Annotated in this window: 22 protein-coding genes; 12 read left to right on the top strand and 10 right to left on the bottom strand. The window is 61.8% G+C overall.

Annotated features, from left to right (window positions below; all coding sequences use genetic code 11):
- Positions 1–41 precede the first annotated feature (41 nt).
- The 3 genes from ACODTY_RS00580 to tkt form a co-directional block, all read right to left on the bottom strand.
- Positions 42–1,994, bottom strand: a complete 1,953-nt coding sequence (locus ACODTY_RS00580; protein ID WP_488992354.1) for a potassium/proton antiporter — start codon at positions 1,992–1,994, stop codon at positions 42–44.
- Positions 1,995–2,191: 197 nt separating this feature from the next.
- A complete protein-coding gene (gene gap / locus ACODTY_RS00575; protein WP_056237920.1) occupies positions 2,192–3,202 on the bottom strand; it encodes a type I glyceraldehyde-3-phosphate dehydrogenase in 1,011 nt (336 codons plus the stop codon).
- Between the two features lie 143 nt (positions 3,203–3,345).
- The gene (tkt, locus tag ACODTY_RS00570; protein WP_488992353.1) at positions 3,346–5,340 is read right to left on the bottom strand and encodes a transketolase; all 1,995 of its coding nucleotides are present in this window, start codon (positions 5,338–5,340) and stop codon (positions 3,346–3,348) included.
- Between the two features lie 249 nt (positions 5,341–5,589).
- On the opposite strand from tkt, the gene ACODTY_RS00565 reads away from it, so the two are divergent.
- From ACODTY_RS00565 to ACODTY_RS00555, 3 genes are all read left to right on the top strand, one after another.
- Entirely contained in the window at positions 5,590–5,862 is a 273-nt protein-coding gene (locus tag ACODTY_RS00565) for a DUF4164 domain-containing protein (protein WP_056237915.1), read from the top strand.
- A 16-nt stretch (positions 5,863–5,878) separates the two neighbouring features.
- A complete protein-coding gene (locus tag ACODTY_RS00560) occupies positions 5,879–6,244 on the top strand; it encodes a cell division protein ZapA (RefSeq protein WP_488992352.1) in 366 nt (121 codons plus the stop codon).
- 214 nt (positions 6,245–6,458) lie between these two features.
- On the top strand, positions 6,459–7,118 hold the full coding sequence (locus tag ACODTY_RS00555) for a peroxiredoxin (protein WP_488992351.1): 660 nt from the start codon (positions 6,459–6,461) through the stop codon (positions 7,116–7,118).
- Positions 7,119–7,234: 116 nt separating this feature from the next.
- Here ACODTY_RS00555 and rpoH read toward each other — a convergent pair whose 3' ends face one another.
- The gene (gene rpoH / locus ACODTY_RS00550) at positions 7,235–8,146 is read right to left on the bottom strand and encodes an RNA polymerase sigma factor RpoH (protein ID WP_488992350.1); all 912 of its coding nucleotides are present in this window, start codon (positions 8,144–8,146) and stop codon (positions 7,235–7,237) included.
- Between the two features lie 298 nt (positions 8,147–8,444).
- Positions 8,445–9,485 carry an RluA family pseudouridine synthase gene (locus ACODTY_RS00545; protein ID WP_488992349.1) on the bottom strand — a complete coding sequence of 347 codons (1,041 nt, stop codon included), beginning with the start codon at positions 9,483–9,485 and terminating at the stop codon, positions 8,445–8,447.
- 26 nt (positions 9,486–9,511) lie between these two features.
- Here ACODTY_RS00545 and ACODTY_RS00540 point away from each other — a divergent pair, with 26 nt between their 5' ends.
- From ACODTY_RS00540 to ACODTY_RS00510, 7 genes are all read left to right on the top strand, one after another.
- Positions 9,512–9,895: a fimbrial protein gene (locus tag ACODTY_RS00540; protein ID WP_488992348.1), complete on the top strand. Its 384-nt coding sequence runs from the start codon at positions 9,512–9,514 to the stop codon at positions 9,893–9,895.
- Between the two features lie 160 nt (positions 9,896–10,055).
- Positions 10,056–10,427, top strand: a complete 372-nt coding sequence (gene rsfS / locus ACODTY_RS00535; protein WP_488992347.1) for a ribosome silencing factor — start codon at positions 10,056–10,058, stop codon at positions 10,425–10,427.
- 121 nt (positions 10,428–10,548) lie between these two features.
- Complete coding sequence (gene rlmH, locus ACODTY_RS00530; RefSeq protein WP_488992346.1) at positions 10,549–11,031, top strand: 23S rRNA (pseudouridine(1915)-N(3))-methyltransferase RlmH; 483 nt, start codon at positions 10,549–10,551, stop codon at positions 11,029–11,031.
- Positions 11,032–11,143: 112 nt separating this feature from the next.
- Positions 11,144–12,427 carry a murein hydrolase activator EnvC family protein gene (locus ACODTY_RS00525; protein WP_488992345.1) on the top strand — a complete coding sequence of 428 codons (1,284 nt, stop codon included), beginning with the start codon at positions 11,144–11,146 and terminating at the stop codon, positions 12,425–12,427.
- Between the two features lies 1 nt (position 12,428).
- Positions 12,429–13,754 (top strand): S41 family peptidase, encoded by a 1,326-nt coding sequence (locus tag ACODTY_RS00520; protein WP_488992344.1) that lies wholly within the window; start codon positions 12,429–12,431, stop codon positions 13,752–13,754.
- A gap of 88 nt (positions 13,755–13,842) precedes the next feature.
- Positions 13,843–15,021, top strand: a complete 1,179-nt coding sequence (locus tag ACODTY_RS00515; protein WP_488992343.1) for a divergent polysaccharide deacetylase family protein — start codon at positions 13,843–13,845, stop codon at positions 15,019–15,021.
- A 21-nt stretch (positions 15,022–15,042) separates the two neighbouring features.
- Positions 15,043–15,564, top strand: coding sequence for an RNA pyrophosphohydrolase (locus ACODTY_RS00510; protein WP_488992342.1), 522 nt, complete (start codon positions 15,043–15,045; stop codon positions 15,562–15,564).
- Between the two features lie 124 nt (positions 15,565–15,688).
- On the opposite strand, the gene ACODTY_RS00505 is transcribed toward ACODTY_RS00510, so the two are convergent.
- Positions 15,689–16,891, bottom strand: a complete 1,203-nt coding sequence (locus ACODTY_RS00505) for an aromatic ring-hydroxylating oxygenase subunit alpha (RefSeq protein WP_488992341.1) — start codon at positions 16,889–16,891, stop codon at positions 15,689–15,691.
- Positions 16,892–17,470: 579 nt separating this feature from the next.
- On the opposite strand from ACODTY_RS00505, the gene ACODTY_RS00500 reads away from it, so the two are divergent.
- The gene (locus ACODTY_RS00500; RefSeq protein WP_488992340.1) at positions 17,471–19,627 is read left to right on the top strand and encodes an Ig-like domain-containing domain; all 2,157 of its coding nucleotides are present in this window, start codon (positions 17,471–17,473) and stop codon (positions 19,625–19,627) included.
- A 20-nt stretch (positions 19,628–19,647) separates the two neighbouring features.
- Here ACODTY_RS00500 and ACODTY_RS00495 read toward each other — a convergent pair whose 3' ends face one another.
- From ACODTY_RS00495 to ACODTY_RS00480, 4 genes are all read right to left on the bottom strand, one after another.
- Complete coding sequence (locus ACODTY_RS00495; RefSeq protein ID WP_488992339.1) at positions 19,648–20,436, bottom strand: ABC transporter permease; 789 nt, start codon at positions 20,434–20,436, stop codon at positions 19,648–19,650.
- Positions 20,433–21,347 (bottom strand): ABC transporter permease, encoded by a 915-nt coding sequence (locus ACODTY_RS00490; protein WP_488992338.1) that lies wholly within the window; start codon positions 21,345–21,347, stop codon positions 20,433–20,435. Before ACODTY_RS00490 ends, ACODTY_RS00495 begins: the two co-directional genes overlap by 4 nt.
- Positions 21,344–22,435: an ABC transporter ATP-binding protein gene (locus tag ACODTY_RS00485; protein WP_488992337.1), complete on the bottom strand. Its 1,092-nt coding sequence runs from the start codon at positions 22,433–22,435 to the stop codon at positions 21,344–21,346. Before ACODTY_RS00485 ends, ACODTY_RS00490 begins: the two co-directional genes overlap by 4 nt.
- 106 nt (positions 22,436–22,541) lie before the next feature.
- Positions 22,542–23,648, bottom strand: coding sequence for a branched-chain amino acid ABC transporter substrate-binding protein (locus ACODTY_RS00480; protein ID WP_488992336.1), 1,107 nt, complete (start codon positions 23,646–23,648; stop codon positions 22,542–22,544).
- A gap of 219 nt (positions 23,649–23,867) precedes the next feature.
- On the opposite strand from ACODTY_RS00480, the gene ACODTY_RS00475 reads away from it, so the two are divergent.
- Positions 23,868–24,785 (top strand): branched-chain amino acid ABC transporter permease, encoded by a 918-nt coding sequence (locus tag ACODTY_RS00475; RefSeq protein WP_488992335.1) that lies wholly within the window; start codon positions 23,868–23,870, stop codon positions 24,783–24,785.
- Position 24,786: the final 1 nt, after the last annotated feature.

The raw sequence follows: 24,786 nt of genomic DNA, 5'->3' as shown, positions 1-24,786 counted from the left end.
TCGCGCCACCAGCCGCAATAAAAATCTTTCAGGGCGAGCCGTCAGGCCGCTGTCGGCGGCGCATCTTCGGGTGCTTCCGTCTCGCCAGATCCCTGTTGCCCGGTCTTTACCGAAGCGGTCCGGGGTTCTTCCGGCTTCGCCTCAGGTGCCGTTTGCGCATCCGCAGCCTGTCGCTCGGAGCTGTTAGTCTTTCGTGCGGTTGACCTGAACAGCCTTGCAATGCGGTCGTAGATCTCGCCGGCGCTGAGGAAAACAGGCACCCGCGCCACCGGCGCTGTCGGCTCGAATGAAAGGCCAAGGCTGATGATCCGACCCTTTTCATCGACGTCGCGCACGATCAACTCGATCGGTTCGAGCGACAGCCGGTCGGCATATTCGGCATGCCCGCCCAACCGGGCCACCACCAGCTGTCCGACTGTCAGCTTGCGCTCAGCTTCAGTGAGCGCAGGGCCATACGCAGCTTCCAACTCTGCTGCGGGACGCCCCGGATCGACGGCGAACGCGCCGAAGAAATCCGCATCCTCCGGGTCCACCGTGGCGCGGCTGGCAAAAAGCTTGTCGAGCAGGCGCGGATAGCGGTCGGGCACGAAGATGTAGACGTTGTCGCCCGCAGCGAGCCGGCCCATGTCCTGGAACCGCATAGAACGGCCTTCGCGCACCACCAGCGAAGGCCGTGCCCAGCGCGGAATGCGTTCGCCGCGTGCCACCGGACTGCCGGGCGCAACCTTATAAGCCAGCAATTCGTGGCGCGCCGAACCCGGCAATTCCAGTTCGACCTTGTTGAGCGGCCCCAGTCTTGACGGAACGATGAGGCCGAGACGCCGCGCCAGCGGCCCGACAGTCCAGCCCTGCACGACAAGCGACACAAGAACGACGATGAAGGCGACGTTGAAGATGAAGCGGCCGTGTTCCAATCCGCCGAGCAGCGGCGTTATCGCAAGCAGGATCGACACCGCGCCGCGAAGGCCGACCCACGAGATGAACGCGACCTCCGGACGTGGCAGGCGGAACGGCATCAGGCAGAGCCAGACCGCGATCGGCCGGGCTATGAATGCCAGGAACAGCCCAAGCAGCACGGCCGGGATCAGGATCGCCGGAAACTGCGAAGGCGTCGCAAACAGGCCAAGCACCAGGAACATGATGATCTGCGCCAGCCAAGACATGCCGTCCTGGAACCGCTTCAGCATGGTCACGGCGCGGATGTCCGAATTTCCGGCCACCATTCCGGCCAGATAGACCGCAAGAAATCCCGAGCCGCCAAGGCTGCCAGCAGCGGCAAACACGGTAAGCGAAAGCGTCAGCACGAAGATCGGTAAGAGGCCGTGGTCCAGGTTGAGCCGATCGACCAGCCGCACGATGGCCATGCCGCCAAGGATGCCTACGGTCGCCCCGATGCCCATACTGAGGATGAACCCGAAGACAAGGTCGAGCATGACCAGATCGGCCTGGCTGTCAGCACCGGCAGCAATGATTTCTACCAGTGTGATGGTCAGGAAGATCGCGATCGGGTCGTTGCTTCCCGATTCAATCTCCAGCGTCGAGCGCACGCGCTCGCGCAGGTTGATTTCGCCGGCGCGCAAAAGAAAGAACACCGCCGCCGCATCGGTCGAGGCTACCGCTGCGCCCAGCAAAAGCGATTCCAGCCACGACAGGTCGAGCAGGTAGAACGCGGCGGTTGCAAACACGACCGTGGTGATCAGGACGCCCGCGGTGGCTAGCGATACTGCCGGACCGGCCGCCTGCCGCAGCGCGTTGAGCGGCGTGCCGAACCCGGAGTCGAACAGGATGACGGCCAGCGCAAGCGATCCGGCGAAGTAGGCCACTTGAGCATTGTCGAACTGGATGCCGAGGCCGTCACCACCCGTGATCAGGCCGATGCTGAGGAAGAGAAGAAGCAGAGGTGCGCCAAAGCGGAAGGCGATCAGGCTGGAGAACGCCGCCGCGATCACAAGCCCGGTGCCGACCAGCGTCACCAGATAGATCGCGTGTTCCATACCCCCACTTCCCTTCGGCTTGCGTCCCCCTGTCAGGGTGCAATTTTCTGCATAAGGCAGAGTGAGGCGAAGACATGGCGTTGGGCAAGCTTTTCAGGGCAAATATCTGCTTGGGAAGTATATTTTTTGCCTAGCCCAATCAAAACAAAACGCCCGGTTGAAGCCGGGCGTCCTGCAACAATGTTGAAAGCTGAAAATCAGCCGATGGTCTTGCCAAAGGCAACAGCCGTGTCGGCCATGCGGTTGGAGAAACCCCACTCGTTGTCGTACCAGGACATGACACGCACGAGATTGCCCTCGATGACCTTGGTCTGGTCGAGTGCGAAGGTCGACGAGGCCGGATTGTGGTTGAGGTCGATCGAAACCAGCGGCTCCTCGGTGTAGGCCAGGATGCCCTTAAGCGGTCCCTTTGCGGCATCCACCAGCACCTTGTTGACCTCTTCGACGGTCACGTTGCGCTTGGGCACGAACTTGAAGTCGATGACCGACACATTGGGCGTCGGCACGCGGATCGACACGCCGTCGAGCTTGCCCTTCAGTTCCGGCAGGACGAGGCCGACCGCCTTGGCCGCACCGGTCGAGGTCGGGATCATCGACATCGCCGCGGCGCGGGCGCGGTAGAGGTCCTTGTGCATGGTGTCGAGCGTCGGCTGGTCGCCCGTATAGGCGTGAACCGTCGTCATGAAGCCCTTCTCGATGCCGAAGGCGTTGTTCAGCACCATGGCGACCGGCGCGAGGCAGTTGGTGGTGCACGACGCGTTGGAGATGACGATGTGGTCCTTGGTCAGCTTGTCGTGGTTGACGCCGTAGACCACCGTCAGGTCGGCGCCGTCGGCAGGAGCCGAGACGATGACGCGCTTGGCGCCGGCGGTCAGGTGGGCCGAGGCCTTGTCCTTCGAGGTGAAGATACCGGTGCATTCAAGCACGATGTCGATGCCGAGATCGCCCCAGGGCAGCTTCGACGGGTCGCGCTCGGCGAACACCTTGAATGATTCTGAACCGACGCTGATGCTGTTGCCGTCAACCTTCACCTCGTTGGGGAAGCGGCCGTGCACGCTGTCGTAGCGCAGGAGATGCGCGTTGGTCTCGACCGGGCCGAGGTCGTTGATGGCGACCACGTCGATATCCTTGCGGCCGCTCTCATAGATCGCGCGCAAAATGTTGCGGCCGATACGGCCAAAGCCATTGATGGCAACCTTCAAAGTCATAGTCATCTCCTGGGGGCGGAAAACTCGTCCGCCGTTTCATAACGGCGGACGTTGGAGGAATCCACCACCCGCCATGCGCTTCAAATCGATTTGCTGAACCTGGCCTAGTAACTCCTTGAGCCTGATCGGCCTCGTCCCTGTACTTACTTGCCCTTCAACTGCGTTTCAGCCGCCTTTGCCGCAGCCTCCGCGGTGATGCCGAAATGCGGATAAAGCTTTTCGATCGGCGCGCTGGCACCAAAGCCGGTCATGCCGATGAAAATGCCGTCCGTGCCGATAAGCGCATCCCAGCCCTGGCGAATGCCGGCCTCAATGGCCATCTTCACCTTGGCGTTGCCAAGCGTCGCCTTGCGATAGCTTTCGCCCTGCTTTTCGAACAGTTCGAAGCAAGGCACCGAAACGACGCGCGTCGGGTGACCCTTGTCCTGCAACAGCTTGCGCGCGCCAAGCGCGATCTCGATTTCCGAACCGGAAGCGAAGACCGTCACAGCCGCCTCGCCACCTTCGGCAGCCGCGAGTTCATAGGCACCCTTGCCGCACAGATTGTCCTTGGCAAATTCGGTGCGCACCGCCGGCAGGTTCTGGCGGGTCAGCGCCAGCGTAGAAGGCGTCTTTTCGGATTCCAGCGCGATCTGCCAGCACTCCGCAGCCTCGGTCGCATCAGCCGGGCGGAACACATAGTGGTTGGGGATGGCGCGAAGTGCGGCCAGATGCTCGACCGGCTGGTGGGTCGGGCCGTCTTCGCCAAGTCCGATCGAATCGTGCGTCATCACGAAGATCGAGCGAATACCCATCAGCGACGCCAGCCGCATGGCCGGGCGCGCATAGTCGGAGAAGCACATGAACGTGCCGCCATAGGGGATGATGCCGCCATGCAGCGCCAGCCCGTTCATCGCCGCCGCCATGCCATGCTCGCGAATGCCGTAGTGGACATAGCGCTCGCCATAATTGTCGGGCGTGATGTTCTTTGTCTGGCTGGTCTTGGTGTTGTTCGAGCCGGTCAGGTCCGCCGAGCCGCCGATGGTCTCCGGCGTCACGCCGTTGATGACCTCAAGCGCCATTTCCGAGGATTTGCGCGTGGCGACCTTCGGCTTGTCGGCGGCAAGCTTCTTCTTGTAGTCGGCGATGACCGCGTCGAAATTCTTCGGCAGTTCGCCGCGCTGGCGACGCTCGAATTCGGCGCGCTTGGCGGCATCGGCCTTGGCCAGCCGCCCTTCCCAGTCGCTGCGTCCCTTGGCGCCCGCCTTGCCGGCGGCGCGCCATGCGTCGAGGATATCGGCCGGAATGTCGAACGGCTCGGAGCTCCAGCCGAGGAACTTGCGGGCGCCTGCGATTTCTTCCGCACCGAGCGGCGAGCCGTGCACCTTGTTGGTGCCGGCCTTGGTCGGCGCGCCGAAACCGATGGTGGTCTTGGCGGCAATCAGCGTCGGCTTGTCGGAATGGCGTGCCGCCTCGATCGCATAGGCAAGCGCTTCGGGGTCCATGCCGTCGACATGCACGGCATTCCAGCCCGAGGCCTGGAAACGCGCGACCTGGTCGGTCGAATCCGACAGCGACACCGGGCCATCGATGGAAATGTTGTTGTTATCCCAGATGACGATCAGCTTGTTCAGCTTGAGATGGCCGGCCAGCGAAATCGCTTCCTGGCTGATGCCCTCCATCAGGCAGCCGTCACCGGCCAGCACATAGGTGTAGTGGCTGACGAGATCGTCGCCGAACGCCGCATTCATGATCCGCTCGCCGAGCGCGAAGCCGACCGAATTGGCGATGCCCTGGCCAAGCGGACCGGTCGTCGTCTCGATGCCGCTGGCATGGCCATATTCCGGATGACCGGCGGTGCGCGAGCCGAGCTGGCGGAAATTCTTGATCTGGTCGAGGGTCATATCCTCGTAGCCGGTCAGGTAAAGCAGCGAATAAAGCAGCATCGAGCCGTGGCCCGCCGACAGGATGAAACGGTCGCGGTCAGGCCAATGCGGGGCCTTCGCGTCGAACTTCAGGAAGCGGGTGAAAAGCACGGTCGCGATGTCGGCGCAGCCCATCGGCAGGCCGGGGTGACCGGAATTGGCTTTCTCCACGGCATCCATGGAAAGAAAGCGGATCGCGTTGGCCATCCGGTCATGTTGTTCACGCGAGAGCATGGTTCCTCCAGGGAGCGTCTTTGAGAGCTTGGGAAAAGGTGCGCGACACATAGCAGCCACGCGCTTTTAGTCAACAAAAGCGGTGCATTTCAGCGGATTCGCCGCAGCTTTCATCATTCTCCCGCGCCGTTAGCGGGGGACAGCGCGAGAGCTTTATTGACGCATGCTTCACCCGGTGCCTAATGTTTCAAGGATAACGCGTTCTGAACGCGCACGATTCGGTGATGGGCAAAAGACAGGATAACAGCCATGACCGGGGACACCACGCTCAAGGAAGTCATCGCCAGGCTGGGCAAGGCCATGGAGAGCCTGGAGAGTGCCGTTGCCGCAAGGCTGGAGCACGAACGGGACTACTCCGAGGCCGAGGCCGAAGTGCAGCGCATGAACGCGGATCGGTCGCGTCTGGCCCAGGAGCTCGACAATTCGGAGGCCCGCGCCGAGCGGCTCGAGGACGCCAACAAAGAGGTGTCGCGCCGGCTGGTGACAGCCATGGAAACCATCCGCGCGGTGCTGGACAGGTAGGATTGAGAGTGTCGAAATGGCCCAGGTGACGGTTTCGATAGACGGCAAGCAATACCGCATGGCCTGCGACGAGGGCCAGGAAGAGCATCTCATCGACTTGGCCGAACGCTTCGACCGCTACGTCCTGCATCTCAAGGATTCGTTCGGCGAGATTGGCGACCAGCGCCTCACCGTCATGGCCGGCATCATGGTCATGGACGAGCTTTCCGAACTGCAAAAGCGCATCAAGGGCATGGAAAGCGAGGTGCAGACCTTGCGCAAGACCCGCGACGACGCCCTGACCAAGGCTGACAAGAACGACTCCGCCCTGACCGGCGCATTGGGCGCGCTGGCGCAGCGCATGGAAGACCTGGCTTCCACACTGGTAATCCGCAAGGATTGATCGTCTGCTCGTTCACGGAACGAACGTATCGCCATTTCCTCGATATGGAGAATAATTTTGCTCGCCAACGCGGGCGGCACGCCTACGTCGTTTTTGAGCCCGGCGCAATCTGGTGCTATAAACGTGGCAACGGGCGAGCTTGCATAGGAATAAAATACTCAGGCCCGCCTGGCACGGCTTTCAATTTTCAACAAAGTCAGGACAGGCAAGTACCATGACCCTCCGTATCAACGACATCGCTCCGGATTTTAACGCCGACACGACCGATGGGCCTATTCATTTCCATGAGTGGATTGGCGACGGCTGGGCCGTACTTTTCTCCCACCCCAAGGATTTCACCCCGATCTGCACCACCGAGCTCGGCACCATGGCCGGCCTCAAGGGCGAGTTCGACAAGCGCAACGCCAAGATCATCGGCATTTCGGTCGATCCGGTGGAAAGCCACAACAAGTGGAAGGGCGACATCCAGAAGGCCACCGGCCACGCGGTAAACTATCCGATGATCGGCGACCGCGAACTGAAGGTCGCCAAACTCTATGACATGCTGCCGGCAACGGCGGGCGAGACCTCCGAAGGTCGCACCCCGGCCGATAACCAGACGGTCCGCTCGGTTTTCGTCATCGGCCCGGACAAGAAGATCAAGTTGATCCTCACATACCCGATGTCGACCGGCCGCAACTTCCAGGAAATCCTGCGCGCCATCGATTCCATCCAGCTCACCGCCAAGTTCCCGGTCTCGACGCCGGCCGATTGGAAGCCGGGCGAGGATATCGTCATTGCCGGCTCGGTCTCGGACGAGGATGCCCTCAAGCGCTTCGGCGCCTTCGAAACCATCCTGCCCTATATCCGTAAGGCCAAGCAGCCGTCTGCGTGATGCAGGGCGAGCGGCGGATCGATCCTGATCCGCCCATGAAACGCGGCACGCACTTCCAATAGAAAAGGCGCCGCCGGAATTTCCGGCGGCGCCTTTTTCATTCGTAATCGATTTGCTTAGTTAGCAGGATGGGCGTCGATCGTCCTCAGCGACTGGGCCTGGCGCTTGGCTGCGGCCTTGACCGCATCCTGCACCTTTTCAAAGGCGCGCACTTCGATCTGGCGCACGCGTTCACGCGAGATATCGAACTCTGCCGACAGTTCTTCCAGCGTCAGCGGCTCTTCGGAGAGGCGGCGCGCCTCAAAGATGCGCCGTTCGCGATCGTTCAGCACCGACATCGCACCCGCCAGCATCCCGCGACGGTTGTCGAGTTCGTCCTGCTCGATCAGCATCTCTTCCTGGCTGTCATGGTCGTCGACCAGCCAGTCCTGCCACTCGCCGCTTTCGCCTTCGGTCGCCCGGATCGGCGCATTGAGCGAGGCATCGCCCGACAGGCGGCGGTTCATCGACACCACCTCCGCTTCGGACACGTTCAGCCGCGTGGCGATCTCGGTGATCTGCTCGGGCTTCAAGTCGCCGTCGTCCAGCGCCTGGATCTTGCCCTTCACCTTGCGCAGGTTGAAGAACAGGCGCTTCTGGTTGGCGGTGGTGCCCATCTTCACAAGGCTCCACGAGCGCAGGATGTACTCTTGGATCGAGGCCTTGATCCACCACATCGCATAGGTAGCCAGCCGGAAACCACGCTCCGGCTCGAATTTCTTGACGGCCTGCATCAGGCCGACATTGCCTTCCGAAATGACTTCGCCAATCGGCAGGCCGTAGCCGCGATAACCCATGGCGATCTTGGCCACGAGCCTCAAATGGCTGGTGACGAGCTTGTGCGCCGCGGACGTGTCGTCATGCTCGCCATAACGCTTGGCAAGCATGTACTCTTCCTGCGGCTGCAGCATGGGAAAGCGGCGAATTTCTTCCAGGTAGCGGGTAAGGCCGCCTTCTCCGGAAACGATACTGGGCAATGACTGGGCCATAAAGCGCCCTCCTCTCTTCGAGTAATGCCCCCAAAACGCGGCGGGCATATGGCGCGGATGCCTGGAGCGCACATCCGCAATCGGCAATATACAGGAACAAAACCAGAAAAGACAGCATTTGTTCAAGTCGAAACAGACTGTCACGCTGAAGTGAACAATGCGAGTCAGGTTTTCTGGTGGCAGGATCAGGATTGTTGATGGGTACGCGGGATGCGCGGATCGAGATCAGGGTAAGCCGGGGAGAAACGAGTATCGCAACCGCACCAAACCGCCGTTGCAGGCCACCATCATCCAGATCCTAGAGAGACCGAAAGCCGCTGACGAGTTCCTCCATGTCCCCCGGCATCGGCGCTTCGAATGTCATCGCAATATGGGTAGCGGGATGGACGAATTCAAGCAGGCGCGCATGCAGCGCCTGCCGCGGAAATGCCTGCACTTGCCCGCGCAACGGTTCCGGCAGCCGGTTGGCCTTGGTGCGGAAGGCTTGGCCATAATCGGGATCGCCCACGACAGGGTGGCCGATATGCGCCATGTGCACCCTTATCTGGTGCGTGCGGCCGGTCTCGAGCCGGCATTCGACAAGGCTGGCCGTCGTGAACTGCGTCTGGTCCTCGCCGTACCGTTCCTCGATCGTGTAATGCGTCACGGCATGGCGGGCATCGTCGCGGCCTTCAGGCACGACGGCGCGGCGCACTCGGTCGGCAGCGCGGCCGAGCGGCGCATCGATCGTCCCCGTCACCCGCTGCGGAATGCCCCAGACAAGGGCGACATAGGCGCGCTGCATGTCGCCGCTGCGGCCATGGTCGGCAAAGGCTTCCGACAGCGCCTTGTGGGCCCTGTCCGTCTTGGCCGCCACCATGACGCCGCTTGTGTCCTTGTCCAGTCGGTGCACGATCCCCGGGCGCTTGACCCCGCCTATTCCCGACAGGCTTGCCCCGCAGTGATGGATCAGCGCATTGACCAGCGTCCCTGTCCAGTTGCCCGCGCCCGGATGGACGACCAGCCCGGCCGGCTTGTTGATGACGATCAACTCGTCATCCTCGTAAAGCACGTCGAGCGCGATTGCCTCGCCTTGCGGTTCGGCAGGCTCGGGCTCCGGCATCTCGACCGAAACCACTTCACCTGCCGCCACCTTGCGCTTGGCTTCCGTCGCGACCGTCCCGCCCAGCCGCACCGCGCCCTGCTTGATAAGCATCTGCACGCGGCTGCGCGAAAGCTCCGGCCCGAGCACAGCGGCCAGCCATTGGTCGAGCCGCTGCCCGGCCGCATCGGGGCCGGCTTCCAGTTCGATCGAAGCGCCCCCTATCAATCTTTTGGCCTGTTCGCTATGAGCGCTCATCTGTTCAAACTGTTCCGGACGTTGCCATGACCCGGCCTTATGCCGATGAAGAGGAAGAAAAGCCGCTCGATCCGTCGGTCGAAAAGGTGCGCAAGAAGCTCATCCGCTTCATGGGCATCAATCTCGGCCTTCTGTTCCTCGCCCTTATGGTGGTGATCGTCGCCCTTGTCTACAAATCGCGCACCGCCGAGACACCCGCCCCGGTGATCGCCGGCGACATCCAGGTGCCGGCCGGCCAGCCCATTGAAGGCGACATCGTTTTGCCGCTCGGCGCAAGGATCGTCTCGCAATCGATCTCCGGGAACCGCATTTCGCTGGACGTCGAGCTTGCCGAAGGCGGCCGCGCCATCTTCATCTATGACATCGCCGAGCAGCGACTGGTCGGGCGCTTCGCCGTAAGGACGAAGTAACCGTCACGATCAACTGTTCAAAGGGATGTGATCTGCGTCTTGAAACTGTATTGGAACTCTGCCTATCTAAGCAGTGTCACCTGATTTGATTGGTGATTTGGTTGTTCTTGCTGCGAAAGGAAAGACACTGAGAACAGCACTGCGGAAGAAGGCCGATATCGTGCCTTCGCCGGCCGGGATCAGCGCAAGCGATACCCGCGCCCTCGATACAGTCCTTGTCAGTCTGGAAGACTCCAAGGCCGAAAATATCGTCTCAATCGACATTCAGGGAAAATCGAGCCTGGGCGACTATATGGTCATCGCCTCGGGCCGGTCGAACCGCCATGTCGCGGCTGTTGCCGATCACCTGCTCAAGGCGCTCAAGGATGCCGGCTACGGCAATGCGCGCGTCGAGGGGTTGGCCAGCTCCGACTGGGTCCTGATCGATTCCGGCGATATCATCGTCCATGTCTTCCGGCCAGAGGTTCGCGACTTCTACAATCTTGAAAAGATGTGGCAGGCGCCGGACCTGGAGGAAGAAACGCTGCACTAGAAGTGCTCGCAAAGCCGCTCTAGCGCAGGACGCGGATAACCTTGTCGAAAACCGGACCGGTTTTCGCACCGAGTGAAGGTTGCGTTTCAATTTCCGCAATCGTCATTGGCCAGGACGTGGAATGAAAATCTCCGTGCATGCCGTGGGCCGTATGAAAACCGGCCCCGAAAAGGAACTTGCCGACCGCTATTTCGAGCGGTTTGCCAAGGCTGGGCCGGCGATTGGCCTGGAATTTACCGGCATTGCCGAAATCCCCGAAGGCCGCGGCCAGACCGCCAGCGAGCGCCGGCGCGAGGAAGGCCAGAAGCTGCAAGGCCAATTGCAGGCCGGCAGCGCGCTTGTCCTGCTTGATGAACGCGGCAAGAACTTCTCATCGGAAGAGTTTGCCGGCCGTCTCGGCCTGTTTCGCGACGGCGGCCGCAAGGCTTTGGTGGTTGCCATCGGCGGGCCGGATGGCCACGACCAGTCCTTGCGCGATCAGGCCGATCTGGTGGTTTCGTTCGGAGAACTCACCTGGCCGCATCAACTCGTCCGCGTGATGCTGGGCGAACAGCTCTACCGCGCCGCCACCATCCTGTCCGGCCACCCTTACCACCGCGCCTGACGGCGGAATTGACCGTCGCCCGGATTTTCGCCCCAATCTCCATCAATTTGCGCGGGAAGAAAGCGGTTCCCGGGATTCATTCGAAACCAGAATCGCTCTAGTGTCGGACCGGATGTCAGATCGCGCACAAGTCAAGCAGGCCCGCTTCAGTGCCAGCCACCTCGCCGTGGCTTCGGCGCTTTTGCTTTTCGCCGGGCGCGCCGATGCGCAGGCAATTCCCGACGGCGTGCCCGACCCGCAAAGCAACCAGGCCGAATATGAGCGCGTCACCAGGGAAATCACCCTGTCGTCGGAACGCATGGCAAGGCTAGCCGCTGATATCGCCTCCGTGCGCAAGGATTACGCCGGCATCACCGCAGCCCTCATCCAGTCCGCCAAGACCGAGCAGAAGCTCGGCCAGGACATCGAGGATATCGGTGCCAAGCTTGAAGGCCTGAAGGAGCAGGACGCCAAGATCCGCGCCTCGCTGGCTTCACGCCGCGACGTGCTTGCCGAAGTGCTGGGAGCCCTGCAGCGCATGGGCATCAGCCCGCCGCCGGCAATTCTGGTCAAGCCCGAGGATGCGCTCGCTTCCGTGCGCAGCGCCATTTTGCTTGGCGCCGTGGTGCCGGAACTGCGCGAGCAAACCGAAGACCTCATGGCCGACCTCAAGGAACATTCGCGCATCACCGCCTCCATCGATGCCGAACGGGTCAAGCTGACTGAATCTGTAACCGACCAGATCGCCGAAAAGCAGCGCCTGACGCTGCTTCTGGAGGCCAAGAAGAAATTCCAGGCCGAAACCCAACAAGCCATCGCAGCCGAGCAGGAGCGGGCGAAGGACCTCGCCGACAAGGCGAGGAGCCTGAAGGAGCTGATCGCCTCGCTGGAAACCGACGCCAAGCGCAAGGCTGCCGTCGACCAGTCGGAAACAGCCGCCTTGCCCATTCCCGAAGCCAACCAGTTGCTCGATCAGGTGCCGTTTTCGGCCTTGCGCGGCCAGGTTGCCTTGCCCGTGACCGGCAAGATCAAGCGCCGGTTCGGCGGCGGCGACGGTAACGGTTCGGTGATGCAGGGCGACATGGTTGCGACACAATCGGGCGCGATTGTAACCGCCCCGGCGGACGGGAGCGTACTTTATGCGGGGCCGTTTCGTTCCTACGGACAACTCTTGATCCTCGATGCCGGCGGCGGCTATCATGTCGTGCTGGCGGGGATGAACCGGTTAACCGTCGCGTCGGGTCAATCCGTGCTCGCGGGAGAGCCGGTCGGCGCGATGGGTGAAGCAAGGGTGGCAAGCACCTCGGCGACACAAAATGTAGATGCCACGCCGGAACTTTATGTAGAGTTCCGCAAGGATGGAAAACCCGTTGATCCGACCCCGTGGTGGGCGGACCGCTTCTCTGGAAGGACGTGAAATGATGCGGAAATTCTCGCTTCTGTTTGCCGGTGCGCTGATGGGCGCATCTGCCATGAGCCTGGTTTATGGCGCACCCGGCTCTGCGGCAAATGCAGCGGGTTCCGAGACCTATAAGCAGCTGGCCATCTTCGGCGACATCTTCGAGCGCGTGCGGGCGCAATATGTGACCCCGCCCGACGACAAGTCGCTGGTCGAGAACGCCATCAACGGCATGCTGACCTCGCTCGATCCGCATTCGTCCTTCATGAATGCCGAAGCAGCCCAGGACATGCGCGTCCAGACCAAGGGCGAGTTCGGCGGCCTCGGCATTGAGGTCACCATGGAAAACGACCTCGTCAAGGTCATCACGCCGATCGACGACACGCCTGCCGCCAAGGCCGGCGTCATGGCCGGCGACTTCATTGCCAAGATCGACGGCGAGGAAGTCAGGGGCCTTACCCTCAACGACGCCGTGCAGAAGATGCGCGGCCCGGTCTCGACGCCGATCACGCTGACCATCCTGCGCGAAGGCGCCGACAAGCCGCTTGAGATCAAGGTTGTCCGCGACATCATCAAGGTCAAGGCGGTCAAGTACCGGGTCGAAAACGACATCGGTTACATGAAGATCACCTCCTTCACCGAGAAGACCTATGACGATCTGGAAACGGCCATCCAGACGATCAAGAAGCAGATTCCGAAGGACAAGCTGAAGGGCTACGTGCTCGATCTGCGCCTCAACCCCGGCGGTCTGCTCGACCAGGCGGTCAGCGTCTCCGATGCGTTCCTCGACCGCGGCGAGATCGTCTCCACCCGTGGCCGCGACCCCAAGGACGTGACCCGCTTCGACGCCAAGGCCGGCGACGACATCGACGGCAAGCCGCTGATCGTGCTGATCAACGGCGGTTCGGCCAGCGCGTCCGAAATCGTCGCGGGCGCCTTGCAGGATCTTCGCCGCGCCACCGTGGTCGGTACGCAGTCCTTCGGCAAGGGCTCCGTGCAGACCATCATCCCGTTGGGCGAGAACGGGGCCCTGCGCCTCACCACGGCGCTCTACTACACGCCATCGGGCAAATCGATCCAGGGCAAGGGCATCACGCCCGACATCAAGGTAGACCAGCCGGTGCCGGCCGAATTGCAGGGCCGCGACCTGACCCGCGGCGAATCCGATCTCAAGGGCCACATCAAGGGCGCCGACGAGAGCGACACCGGGTCCGGCTCGGCCGCCTATGTGCCGCCGGAGCCCAAGGACGACCTGCAGCTCATCTATGCCGAGCAGTTGCTGCGCGGCGAAAAGACCGACGCCGCCTTCCCGCCGAACCCGGACAAGGCTGTGCTCAACCAGTAGAAGCTCCGTCAGGGTCTGGTGACCCGATCGAAGCAATGCCATTCTGCCGGGACCGCAAGGTTCCGGCAGTTTGATTCGGGGATACTGCTTGCCTGACGCCATCAAGGATATCGAACGGCCGCTGGGACAGGACCTGGATGGGCCTCGTGCGCCTTCCAGGTCGCGCAGCCTCAGTCGCGGTTCGATCATAGCGGGGCTCGCCGTAGTCGCCCTTGTCGGCGTGTCCGCAGCCATTGCGCTGCGCGAACCCGCGCTGCGCAATCCCCAACCGGTCGCGACGACTACGCCCAAGGTGACTGCACCGGCTGAACCTGCTGCCGCTCCGCAGACGCCGGCACCGCCAAAGGTCGAGACGGCATCGAAGCCGGACGGCCCGCAAATCATCCACCTCCAACCTGACCCGGGCCAAGCCGGTTCGGGCGGCATTGTCATCCGCGACCCTTCCGCCGTCGGCCAGGACCTCCGCGTCGCGCATCTTCCCGACAAGGCGCTTATCGAACAGAGCGAAACCGGTCCGCTGCCCATCCGCGCCGCCGACGGCAGGCGGCCCTTCGACGTATACGCCCGGCCTTGGTCCGGTGCGCGCGGTGCGCGCGTCGCCATCGTCATCGGCGGTCTTGCCGTCTCGCAGACCGGCACCCAGTCGGCGATCGCCAAGCTGCCGCCCGAGGTGACGCTGGCCTTTGCGTCCGGCGGCAACAGCATTGGCCGCTGGATGGAGGAAGGACGCCGCCGCGGCCATGAAATCGTCATGCAGATGCCGATGGAGCCGTTCGACTACCCGACCATCAATCCGGGCCGCAACACGCTAACTGTCGATGCCACGCCGGAACAGAACCTCATAAGCCTGCGCCGCGTGCTCTCGCGCACCACCAACTACACAGCCGTGATGAACTACATGGGTGCCCGCTTTACCGCCGAAGACAGAGCCATGGCGCCGATCATGGCCGAACTCGCCAAGCGCGGCCTCGGCTACATTGATGACGGCTCCTCGTCGCGAAGCCGCGCGCCGGACCTCGCAACGCAGGACGGCGTACCGCTGGCCGTCGCCGACACCCAGATCGATGCCACGCAGGACAAGGCCGCCATCTTGAAGAAGCTCGACGAGCTGGAAGCCACCGCCCGCGCCAAGGGCTTTGCCATCGGCACCGGCTCGGCCTTTGACGTCACCGTCGATGCCGTCGCCTCATGGGCCAACGAAGCCAAGATGCGCGGCATCGAAATCGTGCCGATCTCGGCTGTCGCCGCTGATCCCAACAAGCGCTGAGCCTGCAGGAAAAATCCGGACATGTCCAAGAGGAAGCCCGTCGATCCCGAAACGCTGCCCTACAGGCCATGTGTCGGCTTGCTGGTTCTGAACGGCGAAGGGCGGGTCTGGGTCGGGCACCGCATCGCCGAGCCCGACAGCGAGTTTTCCGGCACGAGCCTGCTTTGGCAGATGCCGCAAGGCGGCATCGACGAGGGCGAGGAACCCCTTCCGGCGGCACATCGCGAGCTTTTTGAAGAAACCGGCATGAAGAGCCTGACCCTTCTGGCCGAAGCACCGCACTGGATCAACTACGACCTGCCGTCGCATCTCGTCGGCATCGCCTTCAAGGGTCGCTACCGTGGCCAGACCCAGAAATGGTTCGCCTTCCGCTTCGAGGGCGACGACAGCGAAATCCAGATCAACCCGCCTCCGGGCGGTCACAAGGCCGAGTTCAATGAATGGGACTGGCGGCCGATGGCCGACTTGCCTGGCCTCGTCGTGCCGTTCAAACGCAAGGTATACGAAGAGGTGGTGGCCGCCTTCAGCCACCTTGTTCGCTAGCTCCTGAACTTAGATTTTCGCGGTCTGGTGCATGTCTCTCGAAAGTGGGAACCGGTTTCGGGAGACACGCATAAAATCAAGGGCCGAAAGCGTGTGAAGCGAATCTGAAAGATCGCGACACGCTTTAGCTCTTCGAGCGCAATGCGTCGTTGATGCCCCACATGTCCTTCTCGTCCGGCGCGGTCTCGAGGTCGAGAACAGGCAGCATCTTACGCAAGTGGTCGTGGTGGGTGCGCACGCCGTATTCGAGATCGGAGAGGAAGAACCCGCCAAAAGCTTCCGACAGCATGGATTCATTCGACCATACAGAAAGCTGCACGTCTTCCGCCATCGTGTCGCGGTCGATGCGGAAGGCCAGATACCGGGCAGCGGCCTGTTCCCTCGTCTCGTCGCGATAGCGGTAGATGGCCCCGCGCAGCAGCGTCTCGCCCGTCGACAGCGGAAACTCCTGGTAGAACTGCACCGATTCCGGCATGGCAGCGATCACCGCGTTCGGGAATATGCCGTAGTAGATCCATGCCTTCTTCAGGTGTTCGGGCAGGTGCTTTGGCTCGGGCGCGATCTTGATGTAGTTTTTCACGCTCCAGCGCCGCCCCGCATGCGGGTTGTAGGTGGCAAACGAACGCGAAACGCCGTTGACGAACGGCTCGTCATAGTAGGTCGCTCCATAGAGATCCTGTAGCGCGGGGTGTGCCATGGCGACGTGGTAGCCTTCATTGTCCACGTCGCGCACCGACTTCCAGTTGACCTGGCTCTTCTGCGTCCAGATCCCCCACGACGGCACCATGTCGGCAACGCCGTAATGCGACAGCTCAGCCTCGATCGGCTTCAAGAGTTCCGCCACCGACGGCTGCGGCCCGTCATTGCGGAAGCGGATGAAGATGAAGCCCATCCAGATTTCCAGATCAATCGGCATCAGGCCGAATTCGGTCTTGTCGAGATCGGGGAAGGAGCGCGGCCGCGCCGCGCCGCGCAGCGTGCCGTCGAGATTGTAGACCCAACCATGGAACGGGCACACCAGCGCGTTCTTGCAGGTGCCTTGCGTGTCGGCAACGACCCGCGATCCCCGATGCCGGCAGATATTGTGGAACCCGCGTACTTCGCCGTCCTTGCCGCGCACCACCAGGGCGCGCTCGCCAAGCACGTCCATGGTCAGGTAATCGCCGGCATTCGGCATGTCGCTGACATGACCGATGATCTGCCAATGGTTGCGGAAGACGTGCTCTTTCTCCAGTTCCAACAATGCGTTGGAATGGTAACTCCAGCCCGGCAGACCCCTGCGGTCCCAATCGTTTGGAACGGCCACATCACGAATGTGCGGGTTCATGGCAAGCTCATCTGTTATTGAATAATCATTCAATATAAACATATTTGCCATTGAAATGCAATGGCTTGCGAGTTTGGACGAATTTTGCGACGCCGTTTGTGCAGGGTTGGAAGCGTACTCTTGATGGCTCTCGCGCAAGGAAAAACCTCAAGGTTTCCGTGCCTTAGACACATGTCTGGCGCAGGCGAGCGTAGATCGATTTCGCCCCGTCAAATCAGCGCCGATCTGCAAGTCTGCCGCCACCCCTTCGACGCCTAATGGGAGAGCGGGGTCGCTGTAATCAATCCACACTGTCCACAGGGCGCGGCAAACTCGTGTCTACGTAAAAAGGAGTAGTCCCGGACTAGGTCCGAACCAAATCTTGCAGATATTTCCAGACGATGCACGAAACACAGCCATAAGGTGGCGGCAGCAGGCATCTCGCCTTTGTTGCGTCGCCATTCATAGATGCTACTTTCTCTGGCACGTCAGATAATTTTTCAATGCCTCACTGATCGGATTGGCGATTTCATGTCTGAATCGCGGTGGATGGGTTTTGGTTTTTTGAAGTCCTGCCGAAATGCCCGCCCCTGGACAAAAGTGGCTGGCCTTGCAGTAATTTGCGTTCTCGCCTTGGCCATGTTCGCCGTGGCCCCACGCGCCATCCGCTTCGCCCGTAGCATCTACTACGGGCCACCATCGATCACGGCCGTGTTCCCGGCCAACGGCACCATCGAAGTCCCGGCAGGCACCAACATACAAGTGCGTTTCGACCGCCAGCTCGGCAGATCGGCAGAGACGGTCGATTTTCACCTCAGCGACGACGACGGCAACCCCGTCAATGGCTCGGTCAGATTCGACGACCTGCTAACAACCGCCACCTTTACGCCAAACCAGCCTCTCAGCCCTGGTCAGATCAAGGTTGGCATCAAGATTGGCCGGGGCGAGCAGATGGCGTGGCACTTCTCCGTTCCGCAAAAGCTGCCACTAGCTACAGGCCATGGCGGACCGATCCTGCTCGTCACGACGGGGCAAAACCCATTCGAGACATTCTACAGCGAGATCCTTCGCGCCGAAGGATTGACGAATTTCCTGAGTATGGACATTGCCAAGCTGGACAATGCCCGGCTCGACGCCCATTCGGTTGTAATCATATCGGGCCCGGTTTCCGATCCCGGCAAGCTTGCAATACTGCAGCCGTGGGTGATGAAGGGCGGCAATCTCATAGCAATGCGGCCCTCGGGCAGCCTTGCGGCACTTGCCGGCCTCTCCACTCCCTCAGGCGTAATCAAGGACGGCTATCTGAAAATGGATACGGCAGCGGCGCCGGCAAAGGGCCTTGTCGCCGAGACGATCCAGTTCCACGGTACCGCCGATATCGTCACGCCGTCCGAAGGCGTCCGTACCGTTGCTGCGCTTTTCCGCAACGCTGACTCGTCGGCCGATGCACCCGCCGTCACGGTGCGCAGCGTAGGTGACCTCGGTGGACAGGTAGCGGCCTTCACCTTCGATCTCGCTCGATCGACCGTTCTGACCCGCCAGGGCAATCCGGACTGGGCGGGCCAGGATCGCGACGGCCTTGAGCCGGTTCGGCCCAACGACCTGTTCTATGGGGCCTCCGCCCGAGACCCGCAGCCCGATTTCGTCAACCTGGACAAGATCGCCATTCCGCAGGCGGATGAGAACATGCGCCTGTTGTCGAACCTGATCGCCTACCTGACCTACGACGCCGCACCTCTGCCGAAATTCTGGTATTTCCCGAAGGGCGCCAAGGCGGTGCTGGTCATGGCCGCCGACGATCACGGCACGGGTTCCGGAACGCGGGATTCGTTCGACCGCATGCTGGCTTTGAGCCCGAGGGGGTGCGACCCCACAAAATGGGAGTGCGTCCGCGCGACGTCATGGATGTACGAGACATCGGGCATGGTGGATCGCCAGGCGGCGAACTACGCGGCCCAAGGCTTCGACATCGGCTCGCACGTCAGCACCTACTGCCACAACTGGTCGGAACAGTCGCTGAACCTGGCCTTTTCGCGCGACCTTGAAAAATTTCGCCAGACCTTCCCGAGCCTGTCGCCGCAACAGGGAAGCCGGCTGCATTGCATCGTCTGGAGCGACTATGCCAGCCAGCCGAAGATTGGCCGCAGCTGGGGCATCCGCTATGACATGAACTACTATTACTGGCCCACGGACTGGATAAAAGGCCAGACCGGTTTCATGACCGGCTCCGGCCTGCCGATGCGCTTCAGCGACACCGACGGCGAACTGATCAACGTCTATCAGCAGGAGACCCATCTGGTTGACGAGGTCTTCGCGTCCGCGCCGGACGCCGTTGCCGCCTTGCTCGACCGCGCCACCGGCCCAGAGGGCTACTATGGCGCATTCGGCACCCACTACGACTTTCACAACGACTTCGACATCCAGTTGATGGAGATCGCCACCAAGCGCGGCGTTCCGATGGTCTCCGTCCAGCAGATGCTCGACTGGGCCGATGGCCGCTATGCCTCCTCCTTCAACATTGCGAGCTGGCAGGGTGGTGTTTTAGCCTTCGACCTGAAGGCGGACGGACGCACCGCCGGCATGCTGCAGGGCATGCTACCGCTGCACTCGGCAAGCGGGCGGCTGGTGGAGCTGCGGCACAACGGCGAGGAAATTGCCTTCACGGCGGAAACCCGCAAGGGCGTCGAGTACGCCCTATTCCCGGGCACCTCTGGCCGCTACCGCGCCGTCTATTCGCAGACGTCGGCTTCGAACTGACGGCCGGAGCGTTTCTTGGATCACTTCTTGCGCTGGACCAGGAACGCCGCTGTCGCCAGCACCACAGACGCGATCATGATCAGCGTTGAAATGGCGTTGAGCTGGGGCGAGACGCCCTGCTTGATCAGCGAGAAAATATAGACCGGCAAGGTCGTCGCGCCGCCCGAGTTCAAAAGATTGCTGGTGATGAAATCGTCCATCGAGATGACGAAGGCCAGCATCGCGCCGCTGAACACGCCCGGCAGGATCAGCGGAAAGGTCACCCGCCGGAAGGCCGTCCAGCTTGACGCGTAGAGGTCGCGGGCGGCGTCCTCGAGGTCGCTGTCCATGCCTTGCAGCCGTGCCCGGATCGGAAGGAAGGCAAACGGAATGCAGAAGGTGGTGTGCGCGATCGTCAGCTTCAGCAGGCCGTTGGAAATTCCAAGTTCCGAAAACAGGATCAGCACCGCCACGGCAACGACGATTTCGGGTAGCAAAAGCGGCAGGTTCACCACCGTTTCCGAAACGCGCCGGTAGCGCACCTGCTTGCCGCGCACCAGCACCAGCGCCGCCATCAACGCCACGATGGTCGAGACCACCGTGGCGATCGTGGCAACGAACAGCGAGGTCTTGACGGCATTGACCAGCGCCGCGTTTGAGAGAGCCGCCGTATACCAGTGCAGGGAGAACCCGCCCCAGTTGGACACGATCCGGTTGGCGTTGAAGGAATAGAAGACCACCACAGAGATCGGCAGATAGAGATAGACAAAGAACAGGATGCTGAACAGGCCGAAGCCCGGATAGCGCCTGACATCGCTTTTTGCCGTCATGCCGCGAGCTCCCGGCTTTCCTTGCGCACCGCCCGCAGGCCGCGCCACAACAGGAATATCAGCACCGAAGCCATCAGCACGATGGAGATGGCCGCGCCCAGTGGCCAGTTGCGGGCCGGGCCGAACTGCAGCTGGATCAGATTGCCCATCATCATCGTCTTGCCGCCGCCGAGAATCATCGGTTCGAGCACCGCCCCAAGGCAGGGCACGAAGACCAGGATCGAGCCTGCGAGCATGCCGGGTTGGCTGAGCGGCACGATCACCCGGCGCAAGGTCGTCCACCGGCTGCCGTAAAGGTCGTGCGAGGCCTCCACCAAGGCGCCGTCTAGTTTCTCGATCGAGGCGAAGATCGGCAGGATCATCAGCGGGATATAGCTATAGACCAGCCCGACCAGCATGGCGAAGTCGCCATGCAGCAGGCTGTCCATGTCATCGATAACGCCGAGGAAGCGCAACGTCTTCTCGATCACCCCGTCATTGCCCAGAATGATGATCCACGAATAGACCCGCACGATCATCGACACCCAGAACGGCAGCGTCACCAGATAGATCAGCACCACCTTCAGCGATGCCTTCTGCAGCGAGATGAAATAGGCAACCGGGAAACTCAACAGCAGGCAGATCAGCGTCGTCACCGTGGCCAGCACCAGCGTGCGCCCAACCACGATCAGGTATTGCGGATTGAACTCGAGCTCGCCGCTCCAGCCCTCATTGAACAGGATCTGCTTGTAGGGCGCGGTCGTGAACACATAGTCGAACCCGCCATAAGGACCGCGCGTCGAAAACGAGACGAGGATGATGATGCCGATCGGAATGATCAGCGTGCAAAGCATGATCAGATGGGTCGGCAACAGCCCCCACACATTCCAGCCCGGATTTTTCCAGCCGGAGGTTTCGTGGCGCGGCGTCATGCGCCCAGCACCCTGGCGGAATCGGCGGCGAAGCTCACCTTGATCGGCTGGCCAACCTCGAACATGCCGCTTCGAGACAAGCTGTTGCGCAGCGAAACGCGCAGCTTCGTCTTGCCCGTCTCCACCATGTAGTAGGTGTAGCCGCCGAGATAGTTGACCCCGACGATGGTGCCTTCCATCGGAATCTGCCCGTCTTGCGCGGGAATGCTGATCTTCTCCGGCCGGATCGACATCACGGCCGGGCGGCCGGTTTCCGCCTTCTTCTGCGGCGCGTTAAGCGTCATCCCGAGCGACACCTTTACCGTCGCTCGCTCGCCTTCGACAGAAACGACATCCGCGTCGAGGAAATTGGTCTCGCCGATGAAGTCGGCCACAAAGCGGTTTGACGGCTCCTCGTAGATTTCGGCCGGCGTTCCCAGTTGCTGGATTTCGCCGTCGCCCAGAACGCAGATATGGTCCGACATATCGAGCGCTTCTTCCTGGTCGTGCGTGACGAAGACGAAGGTGATGCCGGTCTGCCTTTGCAGCGTCCGCAATTCATCGCGCATCGCTTGCCTGAGCTTCAGGTCGAGCGCCGACAAAGGCTCGTCGAGCAAGAGCACTTCAGGCTCCGGTGCCAGCGCGCGGGCAAGCGCAATACGCTGCCGCTGGCCGCCGGAGAGCTGTTGCGGCCTGCGCGCCGCGAACTTCTCCATGTGCACCAGCCGCAGCATGTCGGCCACGCGCGCCTCACGGCGCTGCTTCTCCCAGCCTAGATTTTCCAGCCCGAAGGCGATGTTCTGTTCCAGCGTCATATGCGGAAACAGCGCATAGCTCTGGAACACCGTGTTGACGCGCCGCCGGTGCGGCGGCAGTCCCTGGATGTTCGCGCCGCGCAGCGCGATTTCACCCGTCGTCGGCTGCTCGAAGCCGGCGATCATGCGCAATAACGTGGTCTTGCCGCAGCCGCTCGGGCCAAGCAGCGTGAAAAACTCGTTCTCGTAAATGTCGAAGGTAACCGGCTTGAGCGCCTGGAAGGTGCCGAAGACTTTCGAGACACCCTTGATCTCGACCGCTTTCCCTTGCCGATGCGGACTGTTGCGATCCATGGGCTGCTCCGGAAGGGTCGTTGAAGTCGTTTGAATAAAATACGCCGCGGTCCAAAAGGCAACGCGCCGCCCGGTCAAGGGCGACGCGTAAGATCCTCGCCTGTGCTTACATATCCACCCACTTGCCGTCGCGAACGACGTGCAGGTCGATATCGACGGCCATGTTGGTCTGGCCGTTCTCGTCGAAGGAAACTTCGCCCAGAATGCCGTTGTGATGGATTTCGCGGATCGCCTTGCTCAGCGCTTCCTTGTCTTCCGTACCCTTCTCCTTGATGACCTCGAGAAGGATCTGCGCGGCCTCATAGGCGTATTTGGCGTAGGAGCCGGCAGGGTCGGTGTAGCCCTTGGCCGCATAGGCCTTGTCGAACTCTTCCAGCTTCGGGTTGCTCTGCACCGAAGGCGTGCCGACGATGGTGCCTTCAGCAGCAGCACCCGCGATCTCGATGAACTTCGGATCGTAGATGCCCGAAATGCCGTACATCGGCAGCGAGCCCATGCCGAGGTCGGCCATCTGGCTGCGCACCAGCGCGGCTTCGGTCACCACGCCGCCGAAATAGATCGCATCCGGCGATGCAGCCTTTGCCGTCGTCAGCATGGCGCGGAAGTCGGTGGTGCCGACAGCAGCCGCATCCGAAGCGACGATCTCGCCGCCGGCTGCCTTGAAGAAATCGCCGAACCACTTGGTGTTGGCCACGCCATAGTCGGTCGTGTCGGAGATGATGGCGATCTTCTTGACCTTGCCGTCCTTGGCAATCGCTTCGGCCAGCGGCTTGTTCTCATTGACCAGCGTCGGCGTCACGCGGGTTACGTTGGGCAGGTTCTGTTCTGTGATCTTCGGGCTGACCGCACCCCAGACGATGAACGGCATCTGCGCGCGGTTGAAGACCGGGATGGTGGCCAGCGCCACGGAGCTGTTCCAGTGTCCGCTTGCCGCGATCACAGCCGGATCGTTGATCAGCTTTTGTGCTGCCGAAACGCCGACCGCCGGATCGGAAGCATCGTCCAGCACAACCGCTTCGACCTGATGCGGGTAGCCGCTGGCATTGGCCTCTTCGATGGCCAACAGAAAGCCGTTGCGGGCGCCGAGGCCCTGTTGCGCATTGCCGCCGGAGAGCGGGCCGATAAAGCCGAGCTTGATCTGGTCGGCCTGGGCCTGGGCAGCGCCGAGCGCGACGGCAAGCAGTGATCCGGCCAAGATTGACGATACGCGCATGAATGCTGTGCGCCTGTTTAGCATTGGTTCCACCTCAATAGAATTGTCTGCCGCCGTCGTAGCGGCCCGGCCGATCCCGATCGTCGGCTGACTTGAAGTGTATTTATGCGTGACTGCTCACGAAATTCGGAAATTGCTATCTGTGACTTCGGAGATTCATTATGTGCGCGCCCGGAAGGCGCTGGTAAATCGTGCCGCTCCAATCGAAAGAAGGGTCAGATGGCGGAACTGCTTGTCCAGCAATTGGTGAACTGGATAACCCTTGGCTGCATCTACGCCTTGCTGGCGATCGGCTTCAGCCTGATCTTCGGCGTGCTCAACGTCATCCACTTTTCCCATGGCGATGTTGCCATGACCGCACCCTTCATCTCGCTGGCGCTGGCCCAACTACTGGCGACCGCCGTCGGCGTGTCCGGGCCACTGTGGCTGATTATCGCCGTTCTGGCAGCGGTGCTGGCGGTTGGCATCATCGGCATCGTGCTGGACAAGGTGGTGATCCGCCGCTTCCGCGATGCCCCTGCCATGATGGCGCTGGTCGCAACGGTTGCGCTCGGCATCGTCATCCGCGAGCTGATCCGCCATCTTTATCCGCAAGGCTCCAATCCGCACGCCTTCCCGCGCCTTGTCTCGGGCGTTGCCTTCGATGTCGGCACCGTGCCGATAAGCTGGTTCGCGCTTTTGGTGGTCCTGCTCACCACAGCACTTGTCGCCCTCTTGTTCTTCTTCCTCAAGATGACGCCTCTCGGCCTGCGCATTCGCGCCGCCTCCGAAGACCGCGTCGTCGCCCGCATGATGGGCATTCGCGACACGCGCGTTTTCCGCGCTACCTTCTTCATCGCCTCCGCCATCGGCGCAATCGCCGGCCTCCTGTTCGCCAGCTATGCCGGCGTCACGCGGTTCGACTTCGGCGTCATGGCCGGCCTGCTCGGCTTCTCCGCCGCTGTCATCGGCGGCCTCGGCTCCATGCCGGGCGCGATCCTCGGCGGCTTGATCATCGCCGGCATCGAGGTGCTCGCGCAGACCTTTGTGCCGGACGGCGCTTCCTACCGGCTGGTCTTCGTCTTCCTTTTGGTCATCGTCGTGCTCATCTTCCGTCCAGCCGGTTTGCTGGGGCGGCCAGTAATGGAGAAGGTGTAGC

It is taken from the genome of Mesorhizobium sp. FG116, assembly GCF_057809835.1.
The sequence above is the reverse complement of the archived record's forward strand: the minus strand, read 5'-3'. Positions and strand labels throughout refer to the sequence as shown.